General features: G+C 36.1%; 26 protein-coding genes, 1 riboswitch and 1 other annotated feature. Of the genes, 17 read left to right on the top strand and 9 right to left on the bottom strand.

The window, feature by feature from the left end; genetic code table 11:
- The first annotated feature begins 9 nt into the window (after window positions 1-9).
- From argB to QUF93_RS21825, 5 genes are all read left to right on the top strand, one after another.
- Window positions 10-777 (top strand): acetylglutamate kinase, encoded by a 768-nt coding sequence (gene argB, locus QUF93_RS21845; protein ID WP_289360177.1) that lies wholly within the window; start codon window positions 10-12, stop codon window positions 775-777.
- Complete coding sequence (gene argD / locus QUF93_RS21840) at window positions 774-1,934, top strand: acetylornithine transaminase (protein WP_289360176.1); 1,161 nt, start codon at window positions 774-776, stop codon at window positions 1,932-1,934. The genes argB and argD overlap by 4 nt, the downstream gene beginning before the upstream one ends.
- Window positions 1,935-1,946: 12 nt before the next feature.
- The gene (gene argF / locus QUF93_RS21835) at window positions 1,947-2,897 is read left to right on the top strand and encodes an ornithine carbamoyltransferase (RefSeq protein WP_289360175.1); all 951 of its coding nucleotides are present in this window, start codon (window positions 1,947-1,949) and stop codon (window positions 2,895-2,897) included.
- Window positions 2,898-3,045: 148 nt separating this feature from the next.
- A complete protein-coding gene (locus tag QUF93_RS21830) occupies window positions 3,046-3,597 on the top strand; it encodes a DUF2062 domain-containing protein (protein ID WP_289360174.1) in 552 nt (183 codons plus the stop codon).
- A gap of 58 nt (window positions 3,598-3,655) precedes the next feature.
- Entirely contained in the window at window positions 3,656-3,862 is a 207-nt protein-coding gene (locus QUF93_RS21825) for a hypothetical protein (RefSeq protein WP_002122314.1), read from the top strand.
- Window positions 3,863-3,886: 24 nt separating this feature from the next.
- Here the strand turns inward: QUF93_RS21825 and QUF93_RS21820 are convergent, their stop codons facing one another.
- Complete coding sequence (locus tag QUF93_RS21820; protein ID WP_002111682.1) at window positions 3,887-4,333, bottom strand: MarR family winged helix-turn-helix transcriptional regulator; 447 nt, start codon at window positions 4,331-4,333, stop codon at window positions 3,887-3,889.
- 72 nt (window positions 4,334-4,405) lie between these two features.
- On the bottom strand, window positions 4,406-5,185 hold the full coding sequence (locus QUF93_RS21815) for a GDSL-type esterase/lipase family protein (RefSeq protein ID WP_289375810.1): 780 nt from the start codon (window positions 5,183-5,185) through the stop codon (window positions 4,406-4,408).
- Window positions 5,186-5,551: 366 nt separating this feature from the next.
- Between QUF93_RS21815 and cpdB the strand changes: the two genes are divergently transcribed.
- Entirely contained in the window at window positions 5,552-7,888 is a 2,337-nt protein-coding gene (gene cpdB, locus QUF93_RS21810; RefSeq protein ID WP_289360172.1) for a bifunctional 2',3'-cyclic-nucleotide 2'-phosphodiesterase/3'-nucleotidase, read from the top strand.
- Window positions 7,889-7,944: 56 nt separating this feature from the next.
- On the opposite strand, the gene nhaC is transcribed toward cpdB, so the two are convergent.
- A complete protein-coding gene (gene nhaC / locus QUF93_RS21805) occupies window positions 7,945-9,318 on the bottom strand; it encodes a Na+/H+ antiporter NhaC (protein ID WP_289360171.1) in 1,374 nt (457 codons plus the stop codon).
- A gap of 278 nt (window positions 9,319-9,596) precedes the next feature.
- Window positions 9,597-9,817 (bottom strand) — a binding site (T-box leader).
- A gap of 142 nt (window positions 9,818-9,959) precedes the next feature.
- Here nhaC and QUF93_RS21800 point away from each other — a divergent pair.
- The 8 genes from QUF93_RS21800 (at window position 9,960) to QUF93_RS21765 (ending at window position 16,722) form a co-directional block, all read left to right on the top strand.
- Window positions 9,960-10,316, top strand: coding sequence for a hypothetical protein (locus QUF93_RS21800; protein WP_289360170.1), 357 nt, complete (start codon window positions 9,960-9,962; stop codon window positions 10,314-10,316).
- 77 nt (window positions 10,317-10,393) lie between these two features.
- Entirely contained in the window at window positions 10,394-11,827 is a 1,434-nt protein-coding gene (gene bioA / locus QUF93_RS21795) for an adenosylmethionine--8-amino-7-oxononanoate transaminase (protein WP_289360169.1), read from the top strand.
- Window positions 11,827-12,555 carry a dethiobiotin synthase gene (bioD, locus tag QUF93_RS21790; RefSeq protein WP_289360168.1) on the top strand — a complete coding sequence of 243 codons (729 nt, stop codon included), beginning with the start codon at window positions 11,827-11,829 and terminating at the stop codon, window positions 12,553-12,555. The genes bioA and bioD overlap by 1 nt, the downstream gene beginning before the upstream one ends.
- Window positions 12,521-13,708 carry an 8-amino-7-oxononanoate synthase gene (gene bioF, locus QUF93_RS21785; protein WP_289360167.1) on the top strand — a complete coding sequence of 396 codons (1,188 nt, stop codon included), beginning with the start codon at window positions 12,521-12,523 and terminating at the stop codon, window positions 13,706-13,708. The genes bioD and bioF overlap by 35 nt, the downstream gene beginning before the upstream one ends.
- Window positions 13,705-14,445 (top strand): alpha/beta fold hydrolase, encoded by a 741-nt coding sequence (locus QUF93_RS21780; protein WP_289360166.1) that lies wholly within the window; start codon window positions 13,705-13,707, stop codon window positions 14,443-14,445. The genes bioF and QUF93_RS21780 overlap by 4 nt, the downstream gene beginning before the upstream one ends.
- Complete coding sequence (bioC, locus tag QUF93_RS21775; RefSeq protein ID WP_289360165.1) at window positions 14,411-15,220, top strand: malonyl-ACP O-methyltransferase BioC; 810 nt, start codon at window positions 14,411-14,413, stop codon at window positions 15,218-15,220. The genes QUF93_RS21780 and bioC overlap by 35 nt, the downstream gene beginning before the upstream one ends.
- Before the next feature lies 1 nt (window position 15,221).
- Window positions 15,222-16,220, top strand: coding sequence for a biotin synthase (bioB, locus tag QUF93_RS21770; protein ID WP_289360163.1), 999 nt, complete (start codon window positions 15,222-15,224; stop codon window positions 16,218-16,220).
- A 181-nt stretch (window positions 16,221-16,401) separates the two neighbouring features.
- The gene (locus QUF93_RS21765; RefSeq protein WP_289360162.1) at window positions 16,402-16,722 is read left to right on the top strand and encodes a hypothetical protein; all 321 of its coding nucleotides are present in this window, start codon (window positions 16,402-16,404) and stop codon (window positions 16,720-16,722) included.
- A gap of 26 nt (window positions 16,723-16,748) precedes the next feature.
- Here QUF93_RS21765 and ribH read toward each other — a convergent pair whose 3' ends face one another.
- From ribH to QUF93_RS21740, 5 genes are all read right to left on the bottom strand, one after another.
- Window positions 16,749-17,210 (bottom strand): 6,7-dimethyl-8-ribityllumazine synthase, encoded by a 462-nt coding sequence (ribH, locus tag QUF93_RS21760; RefSeq protein WP_000230892.1) that lies wholly within the window; start codon window positions 17,208-17,210, stop codon window positions 16,749-16,751.
- Window positions 17,211-17,228: 18 nt separating this feature from the next.
- Window positions 17,229-18,422: a bifunctional 3,4-dihydroxy-2-butanone 4-phosphate synthase/GTP cyclohydrolase II gene (ribBA, locus tag QUF93_RS21755; RefSeq protein ID WP_289360158.1), complete on the bottom strand. Its 1,194-nt coding sequence runs from the start codon at window positions 18,420-18,422 to the stop codon at window positions 17,229-17,231.
- Window positions 18,423-18,434: 12 nt separating this feature from the next.
- Entirely contained in the window at window positions 18,435-19,079 is a 645-nt protein-coding gene (gene ribE / locus QUF93_RS21750) for a riboflavin synthase (RefSeq protein WP_289360157.1), read from the bottom strand.
- Window positions 19,061-20,173, bottom strand: coding sequence for a bifunctional diaminohydroxyphosphoribosylaminopyrimidine deaminase/5-amino-6-(5-phosphoribosylamino)uracil reductase RibD (ribD, locus tag QUF93_RS21745; protein ID WP_289360156.1), 1,113 nt, complete (start codon window positions 20,171-20,173; stop codon window positions 19,061-19,063). The genes ribE and ribD overlap by 19 nt, the downstream gene beginning before the upstream one ends.
- Before the next feature lie 308 nt (window positions 20,174-20,481).
- A riboswitch (FMN riboswitch) is annotated at window positions 20,482-20,625 on the bottom strand.
- A gap of 190 nt (window positions 20,626-20,815) precedes the next feature.
- Complete coding sequence (locus QUF93_RS21740; protein WP_001151582.1) at window positions 20,816-21,022, bottom strand: CDGSH iron-sulfur domain-containing protein; 207 nt, start codon at window positions 21,020-21,022, stop codon at window positions 20,816-20,818.
- A gap of 286 nt (window positions 21,023-21,308) precedes the next feature.
- Here QUF93_RS21740 and QUF93_RS21735 point away from each other — a divergent pair, with 286 nt between their 5' ends.
- Window positions 21,309-21,554 carry a DUF2552 family protein gene (locus QUF93_RS21735; protein WP_002111659.1) on the top strand — a complete coding sequence of 82 codons (246 nt, stop codon included), beginning with the start codon at window positions 21,309-21,311 and terminating at the stop codon, window positions 21,552-21,554.
- Between the two features lie 10 nt (window positions 21,555-21,564).
- Here QUF93_RS21735 and QUF93_RS21730 read toward each other — a convergent pair whose 3' ends face one another.
- Window positions 21,565-22,488, bottom strand: a complete 924-nt coding sequence (locus tag QUF93_RS21730; protein WP_002014993.1) for an alpha/beta hydrolase — start codon at window positions 22,486-22,488, stop codon at window positions 21,565-21,567.
- Window positions 22,489-22,570: 82 nt separating this feature from the next.
- Here QUF93_RS21730 and QUF93_RS21725 point away from each other — a divergent pair, with 82 nt between their 5' ends.
- Complete coding sequence (locus QUF93_RS21725; RefSeq protein ID WP_289360155.1) at window positions 22,571-23,047, top strand: GNAT family N-acetyltransferase; 477 nt, start codon at window positions 22,571-22,573, stop codon at window positions 23,045-23,047.
- Between the two features lie 114 nt (window positions 23,048-23,161).
- On the top strand, window positions 23,162-24,088 hold the full coding sequence (locus tag QUF93_RS21720; protein ID WP_002122276.1) for a LacI family DNA-binding transcriptional regulator: 927 nt from the start codon (window positions 23,162-23,164) through the stop codon (window positions 24,086-24,088).
- Window positions 24,089-24,091 lie beyond the last annotated feature (3 nt).

The raw sequence follows: 24,091 nt of genomic DNA, 5'->3' as shown, positions 1-24,091 counted from the left end.
AGAGAGAAGATGAGTGATTATATTGTAGTTAAATGTGGCGGTAGCATGTTGAATCGATTAAATAGTGTGTTTTTTGAGTGCATAAAGAAATTGCAAAATAAGTATAAGGTTGTTATTGTCCATGGCGGTGGCCCAGAAATTGATGCCAAGTTAGAAGACTCTAATATCAAGGTAGAAAAGAAAGATGGATTACGAGTAACGTCAAAAGAGGTTATGGATGTTGTTCAAATGGTACTATGCGGAAGTACGAATAAAAAATTCGTAATGAATTTACAAAAATATGATTTACTTGCGGTGGGGCTTTCAGGATGTGACGGTAATTTACTTCAAGTTCAACCTGTTGGCGAAGAGATGGGATATGTAGGAGAAGTAAGTTATGTAGAAACAGCCTTATTAAAAGGATTGATAGATATGAATTATATTCCTGTTATTGCTCCAATTGGGATAAGTGGTAATGAAGTTTATAACATAAATGCAGATACTGCCGCAGCTGGAATTGCAGCCGCACTATCCGCAAAAGAACTCATTTTTATTACAGATGTAGATGGGATATTACATGAAGGGAAATTAGTAAAGAAAGCGGATGAATCTGAAATTGTTACATTTATAGAAAAAGGTGTTATTACAGGCGGGATGATTCCGAAAGTACAGGCGGCACTAGCGTCATTAAAAATGGGAGTGCAAAAGGTTAGTATCGTAAATGGAATGACGGATTTTACCGAGGTTACAGGTGAGTGTATCGGAACGACGGTAACGAGGGGCGTGAGTATTGCATGACAAGTCATCTTTTTCAAACGTATGGAAGAAGAAATATTGAGTTTGTAAAAGGAAAGGGAACGAAAGTCATTGATAATAACGGTAAGCAATATTTAGATTTCACATCAGGAATTGGCGTATGTAATTTAGGGCATTGTCACCCTACTGTTATGAAAGCTGTACAAGAGCAGCTTGATGATATATGGCATATATCTAACCTGTTTACAAACAGCTTACAAGAAGAAGTCGCGTCATTATTAACAGAAAATACAGCATTAGATTATGTGTTTTTCTGTAATAGCGGAGCAGAAGCGAATGAAGCAGCTTTGAAGCTAGCCCGTAAGCATACTGGAAAATCTCTCGTTATAACATGTGAGCAATCTTTTCACGGTAGAACCTTTGGAACGATGAGTGCAACAGGCCAAGATAAAGTGAAAGAGGGATTTGGTCCGCTCCTTCCGTCTTTTTTACATATCCCTTTTAACGATATTAAGGTATTAGAGGAAGTAATGAATGAAGAAGTTGCGGCGATAATGGTAGAAGTTGTTCAAGGAGAGGGAGGAGTCATACCTGCTGATCTATCTTTTTTGAAATCGATTGAAACATTATGTAATAAGTTCGGTTCCTTATTTATTATAGACGAAGTACAAACAGGAATTGGAAGAACAGGGACATTATTTGCTTACGAACAAATGGGAATAAATCCTCATATCGTTACTACCGCTAAGGCTCTTGGAAATGGCATTCCTGTTGGAGCGATGATCGGCCAGAAAGAACTCGGAACATCGTTTACTGCAGGATCACACGGTTCAACGTTTGGTGGGAATTATATTGCTATGACTGCAGCGAAAGAAGTATTGCAATTCATTAAGGAACAATCGTTTTTAAAAGAAGTACAGGAAAAGGGCGAGTATGTATTAAAGAAATTGCAAGAAGAATTACGACACGTTGAATGTGTTCAAAATATTCGTGGTAAGGGACTTATGATTGGGATCGAATGTAAGCATGAGGTTGCAAATTTCATAGAACAACTAGAAAAAGCAGGACTTCTCGTATTACAAGCAGGACCTAATGTTATAAGACTATTACCGCCACTTATTGTAACGAATGAAGAGTTAGAACAGGCAGTATATATGATAAAAAAAGTAGTTTGTACAAAAAACGTATCAATCATATAAGGGGGAAGTTTCATGTCAACTGTACAAGTACCGAAATTAAATACGAAAGATCTTTTAACATTAGAAGAATTGACGCAAGAAGAAATCATTTCTTTAATTGAGTTTGCTATATATTTAAAAAAGAATAAGCAGGAGCCTTTACTACAAGGTAAAATATTAGGGCTTATTTTTGATAAACATTCAACCCGTACTCGCGTTTCTTTTGAAGCAGGAATGGTACAGCTCGGAGGACATGGAATGTTTTTAAGTGGGAAAGAAATGCAAATCGGAAGAGGGGAGACTGTTTCAGACACTGCAAAAGTATTATCTCATTATATTGATGGGATTATGATACGTACATTCTCACACGCGGATGTAGAAGAGTTGGCAAAAGAATCGAGCATTCCTGTTATTAATGGATTAACGGATGATCATCACCCTTGTCAAGCATTGGCAGATTTAATGACAATATATGAAGAAGTGAATACATTTAAAGGAATTAAATTGGCGTACGTAGGTGATGGGAACAATGTATGTCATTCATTGTTGCTAGCGAGTGCAAAAGTCGGAATGAATATGACCGTTGCCACTCCTGTAGGGTATGAACCGAATGAAGAAATTGTAAAAAAAGCGTTAGCCATTGCTAAGGAAACAGGAGCTGAAATTGAAATTTTGCATAGTCCTGAATTAGCGGCAAGTGAAGCAGATTTTATTTATACTGACGTTTGGATGAGTATGGGGCAAGAAGGAGAAGAAGAGAAATACACTTTATTCCAGCCGTTCCAAGTAAATAAAGAGCTTGTTACAAATGCGAAGCAAACATACCGTTTCTTACACTGTTTACCTGCCCATCGTGAAGAAGAAGTAACAGGTGAAATTATTGATGGACCACAGTCTATTGTTTTTGAGCAAGCTGGTAATCGATTACATGCTCAAAAAGCATTATTAGTAAGTTTATTTAAAAATGTAGAGGAGCCTTCCTAAAAGGGAGGTTTTTTTGTGTTGAAATGTCGGATGTATATTTAGTTAATTCTTTCTATATCATTTATAATAAAAAGAGAAAACTAAATTTATTTTTCATATGATGTAAGGACATACTAGGTATAAAAATATAGTTAAAGAGATGATGAATTTGAAAACAACTAAGAAAACATATTCGTTTTTCCAGCGGATGTGGAGAATATTAAAGTTTCAATATTTTAAGTTGCTTCGATCGCCAGAAGGAGCAAAGAAAGTATCGTTAGGTTTTGCTATTGGATTCGGTTTAGAAATGTTGGTGATTTATACAGCATCGCTCGTATATTTAATCTTTTATCCGGTAGTCCGATTAGCAAAGGGATCCTTTCCAGCTGCAGTTATTGGTAATATTATTGGAAAAATATCGTTTCTACCAGTATTTTTATTTCCGTTTGCTTATGCGTTAGGGAAAATGATTTATCCATTTGATGTAAAGAAAATGCATCATGAACCATTTACGATGTCAGATTTATTTTCGAGTCATATTTTTACAATGTTAAAGAGCTTATTACAGAGTGAAGTGTATGTATTAATTGGCATGACGATAATAGGAATTGTGTTTGGGGTAATTTCATACTTCGTTGTGCATTATTTATATGAAAAGAATCGTAAGTTACGTTTGAAGAAAAGAAAGAAACAAGTGAGAGAACCACTTGTGCAAATATAAAGAATGTCACATTCATTTTCTCCTTTGAATATGTTTAAGAAAAAGGGGGAGAGAATGAATGTATTATTACTATGTACCTCAAGTGTATCCATATACAAATTATTATCCTGTAAATGATATGAGGCAGCAGCAATTCGGAGTATATCCGCAGCGACAAATACAGCAAATGCAACAGCCTGAGCAGCAACCTGTTCAAGAACGAAAGCCATATTTAATGACATGGCCGTATTCAAATGTATACTATGGTAATTATTACGAATCATAAAGCTGCTTCTATTTAGAAGCAGCTTTATGCGTTTGTTTTCAAAATTAAATTTTGAATGGTTTTAAGAGAATGAATGAGCTTTTCGCGCTCTTCCTCAGATAATGTTTGAAAATTTTCTTTTAGTTTGTCTAAAATGAATTGCTGATATTGATTTACTAACAATTTCCCTTCAGTTGTTAGGGAAATTAAAATGACCCGTCGATCTTTTTCGCTATAATGACGCTCTATTAGTTCTTCTTGAATGAGTTTGTTTAATAGAGGGGTCATGTTAGGCCGTGAAATCGCTAGCCGCTTGCCAATTTCTGAAACTGCTAATGTACCATTTTCATGCAAAAGCAGTAACACTTGTGTATGTGACGGCGGCATATGTCTTTGAGAAGAAAATTCTCCAGGAAGCATAAATTTGCGATAAAAAAGAGGCACTAGCGAAAGAAGATGATCAACAATACGTTCCCACTCGCGTGATTCCATATAACGGCCCCCTTCCACTATCATTGTAACAAAAAAGACAAGGTATAAAAATAGAATTGTTTTATGGTCGTCTTAATATTTGTAGGATAATACTTGCTTTGTAAATGTATTGGCAATAATCGCATAGCCGTTATCATTTGGGTGTACTTGGTCAAATAGTAAATCTTTTTTATCATTCGATATTAATTTTCGAATTGGTAAAACGATAGATGGCTGATTCGCTTTTGAAATAGCATAAACAGAATCATTCCAACCATCTAAAAACATATCTGCATAACTTGAGATGGAGTCATCTAGTTGTAGAGGGTTATAGAGTTCAGATAGAATGAGTAAAGCATTCGGATTTTGATCTCGAACGGTCTTTACAATATTTTTTACATCCGTTTCAAAACGGGCTTTTTCCTTATTTAACATTTTAATACCATCTATAACACCTACATCACGATTTAAGCGGAATAAATTATTTCCTCCAATATTAATAGTAATTATATTTGCTTCCCTAATCTTTTGTTGAACTTTTTCTGACTGGACTTTTTTAGCGAGACGATCTGTAGTGAGCCCATTTACACCGAGGTTCTCCACCGTAATTGGTTTATGAATTTGTCCTTCTAGTTGTCTAGAGGCTAATTCGGCAAATCCCCCTTGTGTTGAGCCATATCCTTTTGCGAGTGAATCACCTAATACGAGGTGATAAAAGGAGTCATTCGCTTGCTTATCAATCCAACTGGGAGCAGATGTTTTTTCTGTTTTGCTTTCATTTTCTTTTTGTTTTGTCTCATCGTTCTTTTCAAAATTAGAATAAGAAATGATTAGAAGGAGGAGACAAACAATTGTTAAGATGACTTTTTTCATAAATTCATCCTCCTTGTAATTGGTAATTGTATCATATTCAGCAGTATAAGCAATGTAAGGGCATGTTATATGTTTATGAAAATTTTACAATAACTTTACAGAAAATTTGTAGAAGTGTGTCAAAAAATATTGACGGTAGGAAAGAACTTTAGATATGATAATGTCAGATAAGGTGAAAATCTACTTAGTGGGAGCTTTATCTCCCGTTAATTGTTAGTCTTCATCAATCAGGCGTTTAAGGGGACTACTCGTTAGCGCAGGATGAAATGAAAATCGTGTCTTTAATAGAAGAAAAAAGGTATGTGGTTAGAGACAGATAGAAATTCATTTCATTATTCTTTGGTAATTGTATAAGGGGGATTTTTTGTGAAAAAGTCAAAAAAAATGCTAGCTGGAGCAACACTTGCAATTGGCGTTATAGCACCGCAAGTGTTGCCGACAACAGCTCATGCAGAGGAAAAAGCTGGGGAGAGTACAGTTAACTTACGAATTTTAGAAACATCAGATATTCACGTTAACTTAATGAATTATGATTATTATCAAACGAAAACAGATAATAAAGTAGGTCTCGTGCAAACTGCAACACTTGTTAATAAAGCGCGTGAAGAAGCGAAGAATTCTGTCCTATTTGATGATGGGGATGCATTACAAGGGACGCCACTTGGGGATTATGTAGCGAATAAAATAAATGATCCGCAGAAGCCAGTTGATCCTAGTTATGTACATCCATTATATCGTTTAATGAATTTAATGAAGTATGACGTCATCTCTCTTGGGAATCATGAATTTAACTACGGTTTAGATTATTTAAACAAAGTAATTAGTAAAACAGAATTCCCGGTTATTAATTCGAACGTCTATAAAGACGATAAAGATAATAATGAAGAAAACGACCAAAATTACTTTAAACCATATCATATTTTTGAAAAAGAAGTAGAAGATGAATCAGGTCAAAAACAAAAGGTGAAAATTGGTGTAATGGGATTTGTTCCACCTCAAGTTATGAATTGGGATAAAGCAAATTTAGAAGGAAAAGTTAAAGCAAAAGATATTGTTGAAACAGCTAAGAAAATGGTACCGAAAATGAAAGCAGAAGGTGCAGACGTTATCGTTGCGTTAGCTCATTCAGGTGTTGATAAGAGTGGATACAACGTTGGAATGGAAAACGCGTCGTATTATTTAACAGAGGTTCCGGGTGTAGATGCAGTATTAATGGGACATTCACATACTGAAGTGAAGGATGTATTTAATGGTGTTCCAGTTGTAATGCCTGGTGTTTTTGGCAGTAACTTAGGTATTATTGATATGCAATTGAAAAAGGTAAACGGAAAATGGGAAGTACAAAAAGAGCAATCGAAGCCACAACTTCGTCCGATCGCTGATAGTAAAGGTAATCCATTAGTAGAATCTGATCAAAAACTAGTTAATGAAATTAAAGATGATCATAAAGCGACAATCGATTATGTAAATACAGCTGTAGGTAAAACGACAGCGCCAATCAATAGTTATTTTTCATTAGTACAAGATGATCCTTCAGTGCAACTTGTGACAAATGCACAAAAATGGTATGTTGAGAAGTTATTTGCTGAAAATGGACAATACAGTAAGTATAAAGGAATTCCAGTTTTATCTGCAGGGGCACCATTTAAAGCAGGTGGCCGAAACGGTGCTACATATTATACTGATATTCCAGCTGGAACTTTAGCGATTAAAAACGTTGCAGATTTATACGTATATCCAAATACATTATATGCTGTAAAAGTAAGTGGAGCACAAGTGAAAGAATGGCTTGAAATGTCTGCAGGTCAATTTAATCAAATTGATCCAAAGAAAACAGAAGAACAGCCACTAGTAAATATAGGCTATCCTACATATAATTTTGATGTTTTAGATGGTTTAAAATACGAAATTGATGTGACGCAGCCGGCGAAATATGATAAAGATGGAAAAGTTGTAAATGCAAATACGAATCGTATTGTAAATATGACGTATGAAGGTAAGCCTGTAGCTGACAACCAAGAGTTTATCGTTGCTACAAATAACTATCGTGGAAGTAGCCAAACGTTCCCTGGTGTAAGTAAAGGGGAGGTTGTATACCAATCACAAGATGAAACGCGTCAAATTATTGTGAAGTATATGCAAGAAACACCAGTTATTAATCCAGCAGCAGATCAAAATTGGGCGTTTAAACCGATTATTGCAGATAAATTAAATACAACATTTGATTCTTCACCAAATGCACAAAAATATATAAAGAAAGATGGAAAAATATCATATGTTGGACCATCTGAAAATGAATTCGCTAAATATGCAATTGATATAACGAAGAAGAACGACGGTGATAAGGAAACTGGTGGAGAGAATCCAACGACACCGCCAACAGGTGATGGAAATAATGGAGAGAATCCAACGACACCACCAACAGGTGATGGAAATAATGGGGAGAATCCAACGGCACCGCCAACAGATGAAGGTAATAATGGAAATGAACCAAAACAAGATGGAAACAACGCAGGATCTGGACAAACTACAACGGATAATCAAAATACAAAAGAAACTGTAAGTGAAAATAAAGAAGCAGATAAAGAGGAACGTGATTTACCGAAAACAGGTGCAAGTGTTGCTTCTACAATAGGAGCGGGTCTTGCGTTTGTTGGAGCGGGATTACTTATGTTATTTAGAAGAAAGAAAGCAAATAGATAGTAAAGTATTGTAAAAAAAGGATTACCGTAATCGGTAATCCTTTTTTTACGTATATATTATGAAACTGGTACTGCTTTTTCTTTCTTCCATGAAAGACCAAATCCAGTGAAACCAACAATAATTGTTAAGACTGGACAGGCTAAACAGAAGATTGCGTATGGAACATAATCGAATGTTGGAACGCTAAGGACGTTTGTTAAGAATACGCCACTTACACCCCATGGTACGAGTGGGTTAACAACTGTACCTGCATCTTCTAATACTCGTGATAAATTACGACGTTCTAAACCGATTTCATCGTATTTGTTAGCGAATGCTTGTCCTGTTAAAACGATGGATAAGTATTGTTCGCCGAGTAAGAAGTTCACACCAATTGCAGTGGAAGCGGTAGAGATGATTAAGCGTGTACTTGATTTTACAAAGCTAGAGATGATATTCATAAGCTGCGTGATAATGCCCATTCCTTGTAGTAAGCCACCCATACAAAGAGCGAGGAAAATAAGAGCAATTGACATCATCATACTTTGTAAACCACCGCGAGATAATAAGCTATCAATATCTTTTATACCAGTTTTAGAAACGTAACCATCCTGCATAATTTTCATTAAATCAGCTAAAGAAGTGCTAGGTTTAAAAATAAAGAGAATAATAATCCCTACTACGATTCCTGCAAGTAATGTTGGAACTGCTGGAACCTTTTTAAATGCGAATAGGAACAGTAATAAAATTGGAATAAGTGTAATGATAGAAATTGTTGCATTTTTTTCTAACGTGCTAATAAAGGATGTGAAATCAACATTGCCTCCAGATCCACTTCCTAAAATGAAATATGCAATAAAAGCAATAATGAAAGCTGGAATTGTCGTCCAAAGCATGTTACGAATATGTTCAAATAAATCTACACCCGTTACAGCTGGAGCTAAGTTTGTTGTATCAGATAAAGGAGACATTTTATCCCCAAAGAATGCACCAGAAATAATTGCACCAGCAATAAGAGCTGGATCGTATCCAAGAGCACTACCCATGCCCATAAAGGCAAGACCTACAGTTGCAGCAGTTGTAAACGCACTACCGATACTCGTTCCAACAATTGCACAAACAACAAAAACAGTTGGAACGAAAATTTTTGGAGATACAAGTTGGAAGCCGTATACCATTAAAGTTGGAATTGTTCCAGCTGCGATCCAAACACTAATTAATACGCCAACAAGTAAGAAAATAAATATTGATGGAATACCAGCTGAAATACTACTGATCATTCCTTTTTCCATAGTAGACCAAGAGATTTTTTTCATAAATCCAAATGCTAATAAAAGAACGATACCAAATAAAATTGGGATGTGTGGTGAAACTTCTAATTGAATAACACTAAAACCAATACAGAAAAAGATAAAAATTGTTAAAAGAACAGATTCCATTTTTGAAACCATTGTTTTTCCCTCCTAAATAATCTAAAATAGCTCTTTTTTATATAAAATTCGCCAATATTGTTTATTTCCTTCTAAATTTTAGAATTTTGCGACAAATTACCGGTAATTGTCAATACTTCTATATGATACGGAAATGATTGGATAAAAAAACGTCCCTGCATATAATTATGCAGGGACGAAGAAATCGCGGTACCACCCTAGCTTGTGAAATGAATGTATCACAAAATAAAGGGTCATATGATATGCGCTAATAAAATAAAAAACGCCCCTGCAATATATGCAGGGACGAAAAATTCGCGGTACCACCCTAAATTGTGAAACAGTGTCGTTTCACCACTCTTTAGACATAACGGTCTATAACCGTCTTTCACTACTCCTCACGTTTCGTAAAAGAAGCTCCAGGGGGTAATTCATAAATCGCTCTGTACTGGTTCGCACCGACCACCAGCTCTCTGAAATCAGAAATCGAAATACTACTAAATCCTATCAACGCCGATTCATATGATGTTAGTTAAATTTTTATCATATATTCATCATACATGTCAATAAAAATATTCGATATTTTTTTAGGGGAATAAAGGAGAAATGTTTTTAATACTGTAAAAATGTGCGTTATAATGAATTTGAAAGGGGAGGAAAGAGTGAAGAAAAAAATAATTCTTTTTACCACCTTACTAGTCGTTGGCGGAAGTGCTGGAATTTACACAGCTTTTGCAGCTGAATCAGAGCAGTCGAAACAAAAGCAAATACAGCAGTCAGAAGTGAAGAAAGTGAAAGAAGCTGAAGAGAAGAAATCGATGGAAAAAGCAGCTGCGAAACTAGGAGTTTCTACTGATGGGAAAACAAAAGAAGAGGTTGCGAAAGAAGTAAATACCGCAAGATTTGAGAAGCGCCACGATCTATTAATTGAGCATGCAAAACAACTTGGAATTGATACAGAAGGTAAAAAAGATGAAGAGATTATTTTAGAAATTGGCAAGATACAACATGGAAAGTAGGACAACTTATCGTATGATAAGTTGTTCTTTTTTAAGAACTATTTGATTTAAAAATAATTGACAGTTATTTAATTTTAATGTTAACTATATTTATAAACAAGTTAACATTAGGGGTGGCAATTGTGACTGTTAATAGTAACACGAGTAAAAAAACGTCTTATACATATGAAGAATTATCGAAGAGGAATAAAGATTACGTATGGCATCCATTTACACAAATGAAAGATTATTTAGAAGAAGATCCTGTCATTATTGAACGTGGAGAGGGAAGAAAGTTATACGACGTGAACGGAAATGAATATTGGGACGGTGTTTCGTCTATTTGGTTAAATGTTCATGGGCATCAAGTACCGGAACTAGATGAGGCAATTCGTGAACAATTAAATAAAATTGCACATTCTACTATGTTAGGACTTGCTAACGTTCCATCTATTTTATTAGCAGAAAAAATTATCGATGTTGTACCAAAAGGTTTGAAGAAAGTATTCTACTCAGATTCTGGTTCGACAGCTGTTGAAATTGCAATTAAGATGGCCTTTCAATATTGGCAGCACAAAGGGAAACCGAGAAAACAAAGATTTGTTACATTAAAAGAAGCGTATCACGGTGATACAATTGGAGCAGTTTCAGTAGGAGCAATAGACTTGTTTCACCAAGTGTATAGTTCATTATTATTTGAGGCAATTAAAATGCCGTATCCGTATACATATCGTTCTCCTTATGGAAATGACAAGGAAGAAATTGTGAATAAGCATTTAGAAGAAATGGAAGAATTGTTGAAAGAAAAACATGAAGAAATTGCAGCAATTATTGTAGAACCTTTAATGCAAGGTGCTGGAGGCATGATTACAATGCCAAAAGGATATTTAAAAGGGCTACGTAATTTATGTACAAAATATAATGTTTTATTTATTACAGATGAGGTAGCGACTGGATTTGGGCGTACGGGGAAAATGTTTGCGTGTGAACATGAAAATGTGACGCCGGACATTTTAACAGCTGGGAAAGGTTTAACAGGTGGATATTTACCAATTGCTGTTACGGTAACGACAGACGAAATATATAATGCCTTCTTAGGAGAGTATGAGGAACAAAAAACATTTTTCCATGGGCATAGTTACACAGGTAATCCGTTAGGGTGTGCGGTAGCAATTGCGAATCTAGAACTATATGAAAAAACTAATTTAATAGAATCTGTTGCGCATAAAACAGAATATGTAGCGGGGCAATTAGAAGCGCTTAATGAATATAAGCACGTAGGTGATATTCGTCAGTGCGGGTTAATGATTGGTATTGAACTTGTGAAAAATAAGGAAACGAAAGAATCGTTTGAATGGACAGAAAGAGTCGGTGTTCAAGTGTGTAAACGTTCAAGAGAGTTAGGCATGATTTTACGTCCGCTTGGTAACACCATTGTATTTATGCCTCCTCTTGCATCTACAATTGCTGAAATTGATGAGATGTTACGCATTTTATATAAAGCAATCTCGGATGTTACGGAGGAAGAATAATGAGTGGTTTTTTCATAACAGCAACAGATACTGAAGTTGGGAAAACTGTGGTAGCAGGTGCGTTAGCAGGTGTATTTAGAGAGTTGGGATATAACGTAGGGGTATATAAACCGTTGCAAAGCGGACACGTTGCATCAAATGCAGAGGGAGATGCAGCAAGGTTAAAAGCCTTATCGGGTGTATCGACAAGAGAAGAAGAAATTTGTCCGTATTCTATTGAAGAACCACTTGCTCCGAGACTTGCTATGAAAAGAGCTGGAAGGACAGTAACGTTAAAAGAAATTACTGAGCACTATAATGAACTACTAAAAGAGTTTAATAATCTATTTGTAGAAGGGGCTGGTGGGCTTGCAGTCCCATATACAGAAGATGCTTTAGTGATTGACTTTGCAAAAGAATTACAGCTTCCTCTAATTGTAGTAGCGCGTCCTACGCTAGGAACAGTGAATCATACTGTTTTAACAATTTCTTATGCAAAGGCACATGGTTTAAAAGTAGCAGGTGTAATTTTATCTGGTTGTAAAGAGTGTGAAATGGAAAGAGTGCAAGAAAATAAAGAGATGATTGAAGAGTTAAGCGGAGTACCGGTTTTAGGTTTATTACCATTCTTTACAGGTGAATTTACTCGGGAAGAAGTATTAGAATCTGCAAAAGAACATATTATGATCTCGAAATTAGAGGAGTTCATTCAAAATGAATCAAATGTGGCACACACACCTTCACTCTAAAATAGAACAATTAAGAGAGCAAGGGCAGTATCGTAATTTGCATGTGACAGAGCAAGCGGAAGAGACATGGCTTATTCGAAATGAGAAAAGGATGCTAAATTTAGCGTCAAATAATTATTTAGGGTTAGCTGGAGATGAAAGGTTAAAAGAAGCTGCTGTTGCGTGTACAAAAATATATGGAACTGGAGCGACAGCTTCTCGTCTCGTTGTAGGAAATTATCCACTGTATGAAGAGGTGGAGAGAAGTATATGCAACTGGAAAGGTACTGAAAGAGCGTTAATCGTAAATAGTGGGTATACAGCAAATGTAGGTGCTATATCTTCTTTAGCTGGTCGTCACGATATTGTTTTTAGTGATAAATTAAATCACGCAAGTATTGTTGATGGAATTATATTAAGCGGAGCAGAACATAAGAGGTATCGTCATAATGATTTGGATCATTTAGAGAAGATGTTGAAAATAGCGTCACCTGAAAAGAGGAAATTAATCGTAACTGATACTGTTTTTAGTATGGATGGTGATACTGCATACTTGAGAGGCTTAGTGCAACTTAAAGAGAAATACGGGGCAATCATTATAGTTGATGAAGCGCATGCGAGTGGAATATATGGAATCGGCGGAGCTGGATTAGCTCATATAGAAAAAGATATTGCTCAAAAAATTGATATACATATGGGGACGTTTAGTAAGGCTTTAGGGTGTTATGGTGCGTATTTAACAGGTGATGCAATTTATATAGAGTACTTACAAAATATGATGAGAAGCTTTGTTTTTACTACAGCTTTACCACCAGGAACGTTAGGAGCAGTGCAAAAAGCAATTGAGATTGTAAAAGAAGATAACGAAAGAAGAGAGAACCTTATAGCGAATGGTGCATATTTCAGGACTCATTTACGAGAGGCTGGTTTTGATATTGGGAATAGCTCAACTCATATTGTACCAATTGTAGTCGGTTCAAATGAAAATGCTTTACGGTTTAGTGAAAGATTACAAGAGGTAGGTATCGCAGCCATTGCAATTCGTCCGCCAACTGTTCCGGTTGGGAGTTCCCGAATTCGCTTTGCAGTTACGTCACAACATACAATGGCGGATTTAAAATGGGCCATTCAGCATATTATACGCATTGGTAAAGAAGAGGGGTTTTCAGTATGAAAGAGCTAAAGATTATTTTTATTCCTGGGTGGGGAATGGAAGAAGGTGTTTGGACTTTAGTACTTCCGTATTTTAAAGGATATCCTGTTCAATGCATAGATTGGCGTAACGTGAAAGAGAAAAGTGAATTTGTGGGACGAATAATAGATGTAGCACGTGATGAAAATGTAATTTTAGTTGGATGGTCATTAGGAGCATTAGCGACAATTCAAGCTTATAAAAAGATTAAGGCGAAAGGTATTGTACTAATTGGTGGTACTGCTAAATTTACAAATACGAGCGACTATACGAGCGGATGGAATTCTTTGCATGTAGAACGGTTGAAAAAGAATTTGGCGAGAAAGAAAGAAGATACGCTACAGCGGTTCTATGAAAATATGTTTACAAAAAATGAGCTGAAGGAGAATACGAGTTTTAAAGAGATTGCGCTGAATTTTAAAGGGGACTCGATTCAGTCTTTACAATTAGGCTTAGATTATTTAATAGAAACAGATATGAGAAACGAATTAACAGATATCAAAGTCCCGTTGTTACTTCTTCATGGAGAACAGGATGTGATATGTCCATTATCCGCAGCTCATAATATGACGGAGAATACGAATGCTACGCTAAAAGTAGTAAGCGGGGCGGGTCATGCATTATGTGTAACGAATTTTGAATATTGCGCAAATGAAATTATCCAATTTGTAGAGGGGATACGACATGATCAACAAAACGTTACTGCAAAAACGGTTTAACGGGGCAGCTGTATCCTACGATCAATATGCAAACGTACAAAAAAAGATGGCACATTCGTTACTTTCTATATTGAAGCGGCGATATAGTGAAACATCATCAATACGTATTTTAGAACTTGGATGCGGGACAGGTTATGTCACAGAGCAATTATCAAAGTTATTTCCAAAAGCACAAATTACAGCCGTTGATTTTGCTGAAAGTATGATTGCGGTTGCAAAAACTAGACAAAATATCGAAAACGTAACGTTTCACTGTGAGGATATCGAAAGTTTACGATTAGAAGAATCGTATGATGTCATAATTTCAAATGCCACATTTCAATGGCTTAACAATGTAAAACAAGTGATAAGAAATTTATTTCATCATTTGTCTACAGATGGGATAGTACTCTTTTCCACCTTTGGACAAGAAACTTTTCAAGAGCTCCATGCTTCGTTTCAGCGAGCGAAAGAGGAAAAAAATATTCAAAATGAAACTTTGATTGGTCAACGTTTTTATTCGAAAGATCAGTTGCTTCATATATGCAAGATAGAAACAGGGGATGTGCATGTTTCTGAAACATGTTACATAGAGAGTTTTGCAGAAGTTAGGGAGTTCCTACATTCTATTCGAAAAATAGGAGCGACCAATAGTAATGAAGAGTCTTATTGTCAAAGCCCTTCACTCTTTCGTACGATGCTTCGTATATACGAAAGAGACTTCACGGAAAAAGAAGGGATAGTAGCAACATATCATGCTTTATTTACGTATATAACAAAAGAGGGGAAGAGATGAAATGAAACAAGTACAAACAAAAAGGGATTGGAAAAAACTTGCATACGACGTAGTAGAAGAGAAAATGATTACGAAAGAAGATGCAATTGCAATATTAGAAGCTGATGATGCAGAGGTTTTAGAAATTATGAATGCAGCTTACATCATTCGCCATCATCATTTTGGTAAGAAAGTAAAGTTGAACATGATTATAAATACGAAATCTGGATTATGTCCTGAAGATTGCGGGTATTGTTCACAGTCTATTATTTCAGAAGCACCGATTGATAAGTATGCATGGTTAACACAAGAGAAAATTGTTGAAGGAGCGCACGAAGCAATTAGACGTAAAGCAGGTACATATTGTATTGTTGCATCTGGTCGTCGTCCGACGGATAAAGAAGTAAATCACGTTATTGGAGCAGTTAAGGAAATTCGTGAAACGACAGATTTAAAGATTTGCTGTTGTTTAGGATTTTTAAATGAAGATCAAGCAGGTCAGTTAGCAGAAGCTGGTGTGCATCGTTATAACCACAATTTAAATACGCATGCCAACAATTATGATAGCATTTGTTCAACGCATACGTATGACGATCGTGTTGATACAGTCCAAAAAGCGAAGCAAGCCGGTATTTCTCCATGCTCTGGGGCAATTTTCGGAATGGGAGAAACGATTGAACAGCGCGCTGAAATTGCATTTGAATTACAACGTTTAGATGCGGATTCTATCCCATGTAATTTCCTTGTTGCTGTAAAGGGTACTCCGCTTGAAGGACAAAAAGAATTAACACCTGTAGAATGTTTAAAAGTGCTGGCGATGATGCGTTTTGTAAATCCAACAAAAGAAATTCGTATTTCAGGCGGCCGAGAACTTAATTTACGCTCTGTACAGCCAATTGGTCTATTTGCAGCAAACTCTATCTTTGTCGGTGACTATTTAACAACAGCTGGACAAGAGCCGACTGCGGACTGGGGTATGATTGAAGATTTAGGATTTGAGATTGAAGAATGTGCGCTATAAAATAGATGAAAAGCAAACTCTTTAAAGGGTTTGCTTTTTTTGTAAATAAAATGTAATAAAAGTCCATTAACGCTTGATAGTAGTCGCTTTTGGACGAGAAAAATAATTTTTGTGGACGAATTTTCCAAGCCTCAATTGTACATAGTAAAAATGTAATTTATATCGGGGTGGAGGATTTTACATGTACAAATACATATTAGCCATTATGACTTGTCTGATTTTAATAAAAGCGATAAGTGCTGATCCAGTTAAGGCGGCTGAAAATCCTGAACAAAAAGAAATGCAACAAAGAATTGAACAGCATTTTCGAACGAAAGCTGAACATTTTGGACTTGAAACAGAAGGAAAAGATTTAAAAGAAGTGAGGAAGGAAATTTCTATTATAGAAGAAGCGGAAAAAAGAGAAAATGTGTGGAGAACAGCACAAACTCTTCGTATAAAAACAGAAGGAAAAACGATGGATGAATTAATAGAAGATGTACGAAAAAAGGTGAGAAAATAAAAAAAAGAGGCCACAGCCTCTTTTTTTTAAGCCCATTGTTTTGATAAATGAGCCATTTCAATCGCAGCAACTGCTGATTCATATCCTTTATTACCAGCTTTTGTACCTGCACGTTCAATCGCTTGTTCAATGGTTTCTGTCGTTAATACACCGAAAATAACTGGAATGTCCGTTTGTAGTGATAAAGACGCAACACCTTTTGCTACTTCATTACAAACGTAATCGTAATGTGTTGTAGCACCGCGAATTACTGTACCTAATGTAATAACAGCATCATATTTTCCGCTATTTGCCATCTTTTTAGCGATTAAAGGAATTTCAAATGCACCAGGAACCCATGCAACATCAATATCATTCTCTTCTACACCGTGACGCTTTAATCCATCTAAAGCTCCGCCAAGTAACTTACTTGTAATAAACTCATTAAAGCGCCCAACAACAACCCCAACTTTTAATCCTGTACCAACTAAATGACCTTCGAATACCATAATTTATCTCTCCCTTAATTATAAGTTTAGTAAATGTCCTAATTTATTTACTTTCGTTTGTAAATACGTTTTATTTTCTTCTTTTGTTGGCATTTGCAACGGTACACGCTCGGTTACTTCTAAATCGTAACCTTGTAAGCCAGCAATTTTTCGTGGATTATTCGTTAATAATCGTAAACTTTGTAAGCCTAAATCTTTTAAAATTTGAGCGCCAATACCGTAATCACGAAGATCAGCTGGGAACCCAAGTTTTTCATTTGCTTCTACAGTATCTAACCCTTCTTCTTGTAACTTATAAGCGCGAAGCTTATTAAGAAGGCCAATGCCTCGTCCTTCTTGTCTCATATAGAGAAGAACACCTTTTCCTGCACTTTCAATTTGAGCAAGTGCAGCATGTAGCTGTGGTCCGCAATCACAGCGGCACGAACCAAATACATCTCCTGTTAAGCATTCAGAATGAACGCGTACAAGTACAGGTTCGCCTGTTGAAATATCACCTTTTACGAGCGCGATATGTTCTTTCATATCTAATGAGTTAGAATAGCCAATTGCATGAAAAGTACCGAAATCTGTAGGTAATGTAATTTCCACTTCTCTCGTCACAAGTGTTTCGTGATGGCGGCGATAAGCAATTAAATCTTCAATTGTAATCATTTTTATATCGAATTGTTTTGCACACTGTATTAAATCAGGTACACGTGCCATCGTCCCATCTTCATTTATAATCTCGCAAATGACGCCAGCTGGCTCAGCTCCGCAAAGTTTTGCTAAATCAACAGCAGCTTCTGTATGACCTGCGCGGCGAAGGACGCCACCTTCTTTCGCAATTAATGGAAAGATATGTCCAGGGCGGTTAAAATCCGTTCCTTTAGATGCGGGATTTAATAATTCCTGTATTGTTGTAGCACGCTCATGAGCACTAATGCCTGTTGTTGTAGAAACGTGATCGATGCTTACTGTAAAGGCAGTATGATGCGAATCCGTATTATGAGAAACCATTGGTTCTAGCTGTAGACGTTCTGCGTACCCTTCCGTAATCGGTACGCAAACGAGACCACGACCGTGTGTAATCATAAAATTAATCGTTTCTGGTGTAATGTACTCTGCTAAAGCAATAAAATCGCCTTCATTTTCTCGGTTTTCATCATCACATACGATAACGACTTTTCCTTGTTTTAAATCTTCTAGAGCTTCTTCAATACGATGAAACATTGTGCTTCCCCCTTATAGAAATCCGTTTTCTTGTAAAAAGCTTTCGGTCATTGAATCTGTTCTTTTTACAGGTTTAGTAATAAAGCGTTCGATATATTTACCAATCATGTCACACTCAATGTTTACGATATCTCCAGCATTCTTGTCCCCGATAACAGATTCGCTTACTGTGTGCGGGATGAGTGAAATGGTAATAGAAGAATCGTCTATATCAAATATCGTTAAACTCGTTCCATCAACAGCAACGGATCCTTTATGCAAACAATAGCGTAGTAATTCATCAGAAATTGCTATTTTATAATAGATGGCATTGTAATGTTGTTTTTTTGTTAAAATTGTTCCGATGCCATCAATATGTCCTGAAACGAAATGTCCACCGAATCGTCCATTTGCAGCCATGGCCCGCTCTAAATTTACTTTAGAGTGTGATTTAAGCAGGCGAAGTGATGTTGATTTCATCGTTTCAGGCATTGCATCAACAGTGAATGAAGTAGTCGTAAAAGTAGTTACTGTTAAGCAAATGCCGTTAACCGCGATACTATCACCTAACTTGACATCTGATAAAATTTGATTTGCGCTAATAGTTAGCCTCATTGCTTCACCACTTTGAGTCATGCTTGATATTGTTCCTAACTCTTCTACAATTCCTGTAAACATTCCGTCACCTCGCTTTTTAAGGTTGCAACAATTTTTATATCATTACCAATTTGTTTCATCTCTTGAATTGTTAAGGAAAGTGCATCTTGTAATTTTGAAAAACCAGATCCGCCAAATAAAGTAGGTGCATCTTTTCCACCAATTAACTTTGGGCTTATATACGTTACAATTTCATTGAAATTGTTTGATTGTAAGAAACTTGCATGCACTGTTTGACCACCTTCGACGAAAAGAGAAAGTATCTGTTTCTCGCCGAGTAGGTATAAGACATCTTGGATTTCAATTTGTTTCGTTTTCATTTGGAATATAGCTATATTTTCAGATTCATAAGAAGCTATTTTCTCTTTATTTACATCTTTACCGACAATAATCCATGTCGGTGCTAAACCATCTGTCATGACATGGGAAGATGGTGGCGTTCGTAAATGGGTATCCAAAATAACGCGTATAGGATGTTTACCCCCGTTAGGAATTCTTGTTGTTAAATGAGGATTATCAGCTACAACTGTATTCACCCCTACAAGAATCGCATCATGAGTATGGCGATACAGGTGAACATCAGCTCGTGCTTTTTTACCTGTAATCCATTTGCTTTCACCAGTTACAGTTGCTGTTTTTCCATCTAAGCTCATCGCTGTTTTTATTGTTACAAATGGACGTTTCGTTTTCATGTAGTGAAAAAAGTAGCGGTTTAATAAAACTGCTTCTGATTCAAGAACACCGGTAGTTACTTCGATTCCAGCTTCCTCTAATCTCCTTTTTCCATTACCAGAAACGAGCGGGTTACAATCAAGGGTAGCAATGACAACGCGCTTAACTTTCTTTTCGATGAGCAATTCACAGCAAGGTGGTGTTTTTCCAAAGTGGCTACACGGTTCAAGTGTTACATAAACGGTAGCGTTTTTTGCATTCTCACCAGCCATTTGAAGGGCATGAACTTCTGCGTGTTCTTTACCAGCACGCATGTGGGCACCCATACCGACGATGTTTCCATCTTTTACAACGACAGCACCAACCATAGGATTTGGACTCGTTTGTCCTGATGTCCCTTGTGCTAACTGCAAGGCAATCCTCATATATTCTTGATCTGTCATTCTCTTCACCTCTCCTAAAAAAATCAAAAAACCCCAAGGATTTAATATCCTTGGGGTTTGGGAGACGTGATTTCTAGAAATATAGTTCGAATACGAAAGTATAGGAAAGAAACCTAACGATGATTGACATTTTTGCATAAGGAAAAAACCTAGCAAAGATATCAAATTTTTTAAACGCTAGTTGTCTCTTTTTTATTTCAGTATAAAAAATGAGTATAGAAAACTAAACATATATATAAATTCAAAATGAATTTATATATATGTGCATACTGAAATAAAAGTGTATTCACTATATAAAAAACTAGAAACATATCCTTCTCCCATCCAGACTATACTGTCGGCCCTAGAGTTTCACTAGATCCACCGTTTTCGAGTTGAAAACGGGTCACGGACTTAGAAGTTTTCACTTCATCACCGCCGGTTGGGAATTTCACCCGACCCCGAAGGATGCTGTTTGGTCAAATTATAGCACAAAAAAGAAAAAAGGCTAGCAAAAAATATTTGAATGTGAAGAATTGTGTGAAAATACATGCCGGTTTGAATGGGGACGAAAGTAATAGAAATGTTGAAAGGGGAAGGGCTGTATAGGCTTTGATCAAAAGAAAAAACATGCACAAATAAATGTGCATGCTCTTTAAATATTTATTCTGCCTCTGGTGCTCTAACAACAGACTCGAATTTTCCTTTATGCGAAGCATCGCAATAAGGCATGTTTTTTGATAAACCACAACGACATAAAGAAAATGCTGGTTTTGCTGGGAATACATTCCCTTGTGAGTCAACTAATTCCACGTCCCCTGTAACGCGAAAAGAGCCATTATCATTTACTTTAATTTGTACTTTTGCCAACGTTATCCCTCCTTTCCAAACGCTTAATCTCATCATATAATCAAGGGAAGTACTTGACAATATAAAGTGAAACTTTAATCAATGCGGGTTCATCCCGCTGATTATTAGCCTTCACCAATCGGGCGTTTATGGGCAGTTAATCGCCCTCCTAACTTCTTTGCCTCAGCCGAATTTTGAGATGGGAGTCTTACTGCCCGCAAATAGCGGGATAAAAAGAGCACTTTGTTTGAGAGAGAAGAGAGTGTTATAATAGTTTTTATAACTGACTAGAGTAAGGTGACGAAAGATGGATAAAAAATTACAAACACTACAAAATATTGCAAATGAGCGCACATGGGCATCATTTTTGAATGATAATCATCCATATAGTTTACTTCATTGGTCCATTGCAGGTGTAGGCCAAGAACCGAAAGATGTTTGGTTACTTCAAGATGAGGTGACTTTTCAAACGACGGAATTCCCAACGCTAGACGAGGCAGTAAAGTGGATTTCTGAAAATATGGAACAAGTTACAGACGTTTTAGCGCAGTAAAAAAACAGGCTTATGCAAGCCTGTTTTTTGTTTCTTTTACATATGTGTTTAAAAATTGATCGATGGCATCTTCGTACTCTTCTTTATTTTCATTATAAGAGCAAGCGTGTGCACCATGTTCTGCAATATAAAGCTGTTTATTATTTTCTTTCGCTTCATAAAGTGATTTTGTCATATCAGATAAAATATAGTCATCATCTTTACTATGAATAAAGAGAACAGGGTTGTTAATATTTTTTATACAATCAATTGGTGAAACTTCACGAATTGTATAGCCGTCACGAACTTTTAAAAAGGCATTTGCTAAAGGTAATAAAGGCCATTTTGGTAAATGAAACTCAACTTTCAAACGATGTTGTAACTGTCCATAAAAATCAGAAAAAGGACAATCAGCAATATAAAAATCAGCACCATCTTCTACAAGTCCTGCATATTGAAGAAGAGTTGCAGCACCCATAGATTCACCATGAATTCCGAGTGTAATATTCGTTCCGAAACGATCTTTTAGCCAGTCAACTACTGACTTCAAATCATGTTTTTCATAATAGCCATAGCTTGTTGTTTTACCACCTGTTTTACCATGACGGCGATGATCATAAATAAATACGTTATATCCTCTATTTAAAAATAAATTTGCATATTTAACGGAATTCATTTTATTTACAGTCACACCATGACAAAAAATCATAAATTTATTGGAATGACCAGCTGGCATGTAATATCCGTGAAGTTCGTATCCGAATTGAGACGGGATGTGAACCTCTTCTTTTTGAATAGCCTTAAAATCGTCCAAATGAAAATGCTTTTTTGTTTCGCGTTCCAAAACTTCTTCCTCTGTTTTTTTCTTCAAGTACATAACTTTATTTGTAAAGAAAATCCCAATCGCAGTTAGTGCACCTAGTATAGTAAACAATGCTGTAAAAAAACGTTTCATACTTTACCTCATCCTCCAAATACCTCTACATATGATACACTAACATTGTATCACAATGATGTAAAAAGGGGCGAAATCGTATATGGTTCATATACAAAAAATTACACCAGAAATGAAAGAAGTAATTCAGGATTTTATGTGTAAAAACTGGGGGAGCTCAATGATGGTCTCACGAGGCAGAGTACATCATTTAGAAGAATTACCCGGTTTTGTTGTGCTTGAAAATGACGGAATAGTAGGAATTTTAACGTATGAAGTGATAAAAAACATGTGTGAAATTGTATCGTTAGATAGTTTTGAGGAAAGAAAGGGGATTGGTACAAAACTGGTGGATTGTGCATTGCAAGTGGCAAAAGAGAATGAATGTAAAAAAGTTTGGCTCATTACGACGAATGATAATATGAATGCACTTCGTTTTTATCAAAAACGTAAATTTAGCATGACAAATCTATATGTAGGTGCTGTGGAAGAAGCACGAAAAATAAAAAAAGAAATTCCGTTTATTGGTTATGATAATATCGCGATTTCACATGAAATTCAGCTGGAATATAAATTGTAAGTAAAACGTAAATTATGTAACAATTTTCAGAAATATAAAACAATAACCTTGACGAATGTTATATTTTGGTTTAGTTTAAAATTGTAATCTATTACCATATTAAGGGGTGACGATGTGGCAACTATACGTGATGTTGCAAAATTGGCCGGGGTTTCAGTCGCAACTGTTTCAAGAGTTATTAATGAAAAAGGATATGTCCATGAAGATACGGTAAAACAAGTAAAACAGGCAATTGAAGAGTTACAATATAGGCCGAATGCTACAGCAAAACCTTTATTTAAACAGCCTGCAACAATGATTGCATTACTTGTAGATAATTTGCATAACCCATCATACATCACTTTGCTCCGTTACGTTGAGGAAATTGCATATAAAGAAGGGTATCAAGTAGTTGTTTGTAATATAGAAAACAAGAAGAACTACATAGAGGTGTTCATACAAAATGACATTGCAGGCGTTATAATGACGAAATCTGTTTTCCAAAGTATAGGAGAAGTTTCACTTCCTTTCGTTGTGCTTGAGGGAAGGCAATCTCTTATGAGCTATTATGAAAGTGGACAGAAAGCTGTTTCTTTATTAAAAGAGAAAGGCTGCCAGTTTCTTTCTTATATCGGTGAGGGAGTAGAGAGTGAAGAAATGGAAGAGCATGTGGCAGGGTTTTTAGATACTGCTTGGAAAGAAGGACTTTCTTATCGAGAGGAAATTGTACAAGGGTATACGAATCAACAGTTTCTTGAATTGTTACAAAAACATCCATACATAGATGGGATTGTAGCTTCAAGTGATAAGGTCGCTATTGAGCTAATCAGGGCGGCGAAAACTCTTAATATTCATATACCAGGTAAGTTGCAAATCATTGGATTTAACGGAAGTATAGAGGGTGAGTGGATAAGCCCATCATTAACGACGATTGGAAGTTATATCGAAGAAAATGGGGGAATAGCATTTCAGCAGTTAATAGGAAAAATAAATAAGAAACAAGTGCGACAAGAAGAAGTTGAAACAGAATTTAGATGTATTGAGAGAGAAACAACACTATAAAAG

Origin of the sequence: Bacillus hominis, from assembly GCF_030348325.1 — a bacterium.
Classification (GTDB): Bacteria; Bacillota; Bacilli; order Bacillales; family Bacillaceae_G; genus Bacillus_A; species Bacillus_A hominis.
Note: the sequence above shows the minus strand (reverse complement) of the source record. Positions and strands in the feature narration are given on the sequence as shown.

Excerpts from the sequence above, each read along its gene's own strand:
- ribE (WP_289360157.1), bottom strand. The coding sequence starts at position 19,079 with ATGTTTACAGGAATTGTAGAAGAGTTAGGAACAATATCAAGCATGACT.
- QUF93_RS21815 (WP_289375810.1), bottom strand. The coding sequence starts at position 5,185 with ATGAAAAAAGTCATCTTAACAATTGTTTGTCTCCTCCTTCTAATCATT.
- ribBA (WP_289360158.1), bottom strand. The coding sequence starts at position 18,422 with ATGTTTCATCGTATTGAAGAAGCTCTAGAAGATTTAAAACAAGGAAAA.
- QUF93_RS21765 (WP_289360162.1), top strand. The coding sequence starts at position 16,402 with ATGTACAAATACATATTAGCCATTATGACTTGTCTGATTTTAATAAAA.
- QUF93_RS21780 (WP_289360166.1), top strand. The coding sequence starts at position 13,705 with ATGAAAGAGCTAAAGATTATTTTTATTCCTGGGTGGGGAATGGAAGAA.
- QUF93_RS21820 (WP_002111682.1), bottom strand. The coding sequence starts at position 4,333 with ATGGAATCACGCGAGTGGGAACGTATTGTTGATCATCTTCTTTCGCTA.
- ribD (WP_289360156.1), bottom strand. The coding sequence starts at position 20,173 with ATGACAGATCAAGAATATATGAGGATTGCCTTGCAGTTAGCACAAGGG.
- argD (WP_289360176.1), top strand. The coding sequence starts at position 774 with ATGACAAGTCATCTTTTTCAAACGTATGGAAGAAGAAATATTGAGTTT.
- bioC (WP_289360165.1), top strand. The coding sequence starts at position 14,411 with ATGATCAACAAAACGTTACTGCAAAAACGGTTTAACGGGGCAGCTGTA.
- bioA (WP_289360169.1), top strand. The coding sequence starts at position 10,394 with ATGTTAACTATATTTATAAACAAGTTAACATTAGGGGTGGCAATTGTG.
- bioD (WP_289360168.1), top strand. The coding sequence starts at position 11,827 with ATGAGTGGTTTTTTCATAACAGCAACAGATACTGAAGTTGGGAAAACT.
- bioB (WP_289360163.1), top strand. The coding sequence starts at position 15,222 with ATGAAACAAGTACAAACAAAAAGGGATTGGAAAAAACTTGCATACGAC.
- QUF93_RS21725 (WP_289360155.1), top strand. The coding sequence starts at position 22,571 with ATGGTTCATATACAAAAAATTACACCAGAAATGAAAGAAGTAATTCAG.
- QUF93_RS21730 (WP_002014993.1), bottom strand. The coding sequence starts at position 22,488 with ATGAAACGTTTTTTTACAGCATTGTTTACTATACTAGGTGCACTAACT.
- nhaC (WP_289360171.1), bottom strand. The coding sequence starts at position 9,318 with ATGGTTTCAAAAATGGAATCTGTTCTTTTAACAATTTTTATCTTTTTC.
- argF (WP_289360175.1), top strand. The coding sequence starts at position 1,947 with ATGTCAACTGTACAAGTACCGAAATTAAATACGAAAGATCTTTTAACA.
- QUF93_RS21735 (WP_002111659.1), top strand. The coding sequence starts at position 21,309 with ATGGATAAAAAATTACAAACACTACAAAATATTGCAAATGAGCGCACA.
- argB (WP_289360177.1), top strand. The coding sequence starts at position 10 with ATGAGTGATTATATTGTAGTTAAATGTGGCGGTAGCATGTTGAATCGA.
- ribH (WP_000230892.1), bottom strand. The coding sequence starts at position 17,210 with ATGGTATTCGAAGGTCATTTAGTTGGTACAGGATTAAAAGTTGGGGTT.
- QUF93_RS21825 (WP_002122314.1), top strand. The coding sequence starts at position 3,656 with ATGTATTATTACTATGTACCTCAAGTGTATCCATATACAAATTATTAT.
- bioF (WP_289360167.1), top strand. The coding sequence starts at position 12,521 with ATGAATCAAATGTGGCACACACACCTTCACTCTAAAATAGAACAATTA.